The organism is Trebonia sp. (assembly GCF_049794275.1).
Taxonomy (GTDB): Bacteria; Actinomycetota; Actinomycetes; order Streptosporangiales; family Streptosporangiaceae; genus Trebonia.
The window spans coordinates 1-3,668 of record NZ_JBARCR010000768.1 but is presented as its reverse complement, the minus strand read 5'-3'; the positions used below and the strand labels follow the sequence as shown (position 1 = coordinate 3,668).

General features: G+C 70.9%; 4 protein-coding genes. All 4 read right to left on the bottom strand.

Annotation, left to right across the window (positions count from 1 at the left end):
- Nucleotides 1–503 (bottom strand): hydrogen peroxide-dependent heme synthase (gene hemQ, locus WA805_RS20080; RefSeq protein ID WP_425243094.1); only part of this gene is annotated, 503 nt, incomplete at its 3' end.
- A gap of 71 nt (nucleotides 504–574) precedes the next feature.
- Nucleotides 575–2,005 (bottom strand): protoporphyrinogen oxidase, encoded by a 1,431-nt coding sequence (gene hemG / locus WA805_RS20075; RefSeq protein WP_422340171.1) that lies wholly within the window; start codon nucleotides 2,003–2,005, stop codon nucleotides 575–577.
- A gap of 42 nt (nucleotides 2,006–2,047) precedes the next feature.
- Entirely contained in the window at nucleotides 2,048–2,695 is a 648-nt protein-coding gene (locus WA805_RS20070) for an HAD family hydrolase (RefSeq protein WP_422276086.1), read from the bottom strand.
- A 4-nt stretch (nucleotides 2,696–2,699) separates the two neighbouring features.
- The gene (locus WA805_RS20065) at nucleotides 2,700–3,476 is read right to left on the bottom strand and encodes a tyrosine-protein phosphatase (protein ID WP_422276088.1); all 777 of its coding nucleotides are present in this window, start codon (nucleotides 3,474–3,476) and stop codon (nucleotides 2,700–2,702) included.
- Nucleotides 3,477–3,668 lie beyond the last annotated feature (192 nt).

The following is a 3,668-nucleotide window of genomic DNA, read 5'->3' as shown; positions in this document are numbered from 1 at the left end:
GCCTCGAACGCGAGCATCCACTCGTAGTCGTTGAGCGCGAAGCAGGACACGGTGTTCGCCCGCACGTCCGGGTACTCGCGCGCCATCATGCCGTGCTCGGCGAGCATCGTCCTGCGCTCGGCGGGATCCAGCAGGTACCACTCGTAGGACCGGACGAACGGGTACACGCTGACGTAGGCCTTGGGCTCCTCGTCGGCGAGGAACGCGGGGATGTGGCCCTTGTTGAACTCGGCGGGCCGGTGCAGCGCCATCGCGGACCAGACCGGCTCGCTGGCGTGGCCCAGCCTCGTCCGGCGGAACCGCACGTACATCTCCTGCAGCTCGTCGGAAGTCGGCGCCACCCACCACAGCATGTAGTCGGCGTCGGCGCGCATGCCCTGCAGGTCGTAGCAGCCGCGCGTGACGATGCCCTTGCCCGCGGACTGGTCGAGGACCTCGGTCAGTTCGGCCGCCGCCTGCTCGCGGTCGAACGCCTGGTCGCTCACCTTGAACACCGCCCACATCGTGTACCTGATGAGCTCGTTCAGGTCCCGCGCCTTAAGCCGCTTCTCGTCGTCTGCCACGTCTAGAGATCTTAGTCCCTGCCGTCGAAGCGGCTGAGGTGGGCGATGACCTGCCGGGCGGCCGCCCTGGCGGTAGCGACGCAGGCCGGGATGCCGACGCCGTCGTAGGCGGCGCCCGCGACGGCGAGGCCGGGCTGCTCGCTGACGGCTTCGCGGATGGCCGCCACCCGGTCCAGGTGGCCGACGTTGTACTGCGGGAGTGCGCCGCCCCAGCGGGTGACCCGCTGCGCGACGCTTCTTGCTGTTATCCCCGTGGCGTCGGCGAGTTCCGCGGCGGCGAGCGCCGCCAGGTCCGCGTCGTCGCGCTGCAGCAGTGCCGTCTCACCGATCCGGCCGACGGAGCAGCGGACAACGTGCACCGGCGCGTGCGTGGCGAGGTGCGGCCACTTGACCGTGGAGAACGTGGCCGCCTTGACGGCCCGGCCGTCGACGGCCGGGACGAGATAGCCGCTGCGCTGCGTCCCGGGGAAATCCTCGGCCCGGTAAGCCAGTGTGATAATCGCCATGCTCGCGTACGGGATCTGGCTGAGCGGTGCGGAGGCGGCCGGGACCGTTCTGGATAGAAGGCGGGCAGCGGGCGCCGCGGGGGCCGCGACGATGACCGCGTCAGCCAGCAGGTACTCCGGGTCGGCGGCGGAACCGACGGTGAGCCGCCAGCCCGCCTGCGTGCGCTCGAGCGCGCGGACCATCGCGCTGGTCCGGATGTCGGCGTTCGACGCCTTGGCGACCGCCTCGGGCAGCGCGCCGAGCCCGGTGGTGAGCGTGACGAACACCGGGGCTGGCGCGGAGCGCTTCTTGCTGTTATCAGCCGAGGGCGCGGGGGCGGGCGGGAGCAGCGCGGCGACCGCGCCGGTCAGCGACGCGTGGTTTTTCGTGGCGGCGGCCAGCGGGGCGAGCGTCGCCTGGAAGGACAGCTCGTCGCTGCGGCCGGCGTAGACGCCGCCGAGCAGCGGGTCGACGAGCCGGTCGACGATCTCCTCGCCCAGCCGCGCGCCGATGTAGCCGGTGACCGAGGTGTCGGCCGCTTCCGGCGCTAGCCGTTCCTCGTGGCGGGCGCGCGCGATGCCGTCGGCGGACACGACGCCGGTGGCGGCCAGCTCGTCCAGGTCGGCGGGGACGCCCATGAACTGGCGGCGCGGCAGCGGCCGCATGGCGCCGCGGGTGAAGATCGCGCTCGACGTGGTGCCCGCGGGGACGAGGTCGCCGGCGAGGCCTGTTGCCGTTATCAGGTCGATGCCTTCCCGGCGGCGGGCGAGCAGCGCTTCCGCGCCCTCGTCCATCGGCACCCCGGCGACGTCGCTGGCCGACAGCTTCCCGCCGAGGCGCGGCGAGCCTTCCAGGACGGTGACACGGACGGGCTCGTCCTTCAGGTAGAAGGCGGCCGCGAGCCCGGCGATCCCGCCGCCGATGATGACCACGTGCGGGGTTTCGGCAACGGTCATGGCGTCAAGCCTGCCACAGCGGGCTCAGTGCCAGATCCGGAGTCACAGCAGGGCGGGCACATCCAGCAGCGAGCGGACGAGCGGGAATGCCGACCGGGAGACCTGCCCGTCCAGTTCCGGGCGGACGATCTGGATGGCCCGCACGCCGACGGCTTCCGCGCCGGCGCAGAAGCCGGGCTGGTCGTCGATCATGACCGCGTCCGCGGCGGCGACCCCGAGGTCCTCCAAGGCGGTGCGGTAGATGTCCGGGGAGGGCTTCATCGAGCCGACTTCACAGGACAGCACCACCGCGTCCGCGAGCGGGATCAAGCCGAGGTAGTCCAGCAGCGCCCTGGTGGAGTCCCCGCAGTTGCTGACTAGCGCGATCGCCATGCCGCTCGCCCGCACGCCGGTGAGGAACGGGATCGAGTCGTCGAAGACGCGGACCTGCTGGCGCAGGAGCTCGGCGTCTTTGCAGACGATGGTGTCGACCAGCTCGGGCGCCGGGTCGATCCCGCACGCCAGCAACGCCTGCGCGACCGAGTCGGCAACGGAGAGGGTGCCGAGGTCACGTTCGGTTCTGGTCGTCATCCACCCCGCCAGCCAGAGATCGGCGTCCACTCCGGCGAAGGCCGCGACGTCGCGCTGGCGCGACTCGAAGCGCGAGTTCACGATCGTGTCGTAGACGTCGACGAGACACGCCCGGGTCATCGGATCATGGCTCCCTGAGCTTGTCGCGGAGCAGGCTGAACTCGTCGTCGGCGAAGCCGTTGGTGGCCAGCCACCGGGGCAGGCCGCCGTACCGGACGTCCAGCTGCTCGAGGAACGCCTGCATCGTCTCGGCGCGCGGCAGGTGGGCCTGCACCGGCCTTTCGCTGAGGTCCTTGGCGTACGTCCGGGACCGGCGCAGCCGGTCGAGGATCGCCTCGATCCGGTCGCCGGTCGCCGCGTAGTCCGCCACGATGGCGTCCGGTTCCACCTCGGCGGCGGTGAGCGCCAGCGCCACGATCACCCCGGTCCGGTCTTTGCCCGCCGCGCAGTGCACGATCACCGCGCCGTCCGCGGTCGCGATGTCCCGCAGCGCGCCGGTCACCTGATCGGGGCGTTCTTCCAGGTAGCCGAGGTAATGTCCGGTCGTGATGTCGTCCGGGTACCTGGCGCGGTCACGTTCGAGCTTCGTGATCAGCAGCGCTTCGGCGGCCGCCTCGCTGGCGTTTCCCAGTTCTTTCAGGACCGGGCGATGCACGTGCCGGACCGCGGGCACGGCGTCGAGCGGCGCCGGGCCTTCGACCTCGAGTTCCCCGGTAGTGCGCAGGTCCACCACCGTGGTGACGCCGATCTCCTTCACCAGTCTCGCGATGTCTGCCGGCGACAGTTCCTGCAGGTTCTCCGACCGCAGCAGCCTGCCGGGCACGGTGCTGCCGCCGTCCACCGTGGGCAGCCCGCCGAGGTCCCTGACGTTGACGGCACCCTCAAGATCGATCCAAGTCATGTCCCCATTGTCCCATTTCAAGCTCGCTGTCCTCGCGAACCCCCGGTGAACAGTCCCGACGTGCCCCGGCACCCGGGCACTCCGGCCGCCGGGCGGTGACTTTGTGGACCGCAGAGCACTTTGTAGACGTGGTGACAAGAATCAGGGGGCCAGAGGCCCGAAAAGTGGTCACCGCGTCTACAAGGCTAACAG

What these genes read in the sequence shown, in the direction of transcription:
- WA805_RS20070 (WP_422276086.1), bottom strand. Translation starts at nt 2,695, where the DNA reads ATGACCCGGGCGTGTCTCGTCGACGTCTACGACACGATCGTGAACTCG.
- WA805_RS20065 (WP_422276088.1), bottom strand. Translation starts at nt 3,476, where the DNA reads ATGACTTGGATCGATCTTGAGGGTGCCGTCAACGTCAGGGACCTCGGC.
- hemG (WP_422340171.1), bottom strand. Translation starts at nt 2,005, where the DNA reads ATGACCGTTGCCGAAACCCCGCACGTGGTCATCATCGGCGGCGGGATC.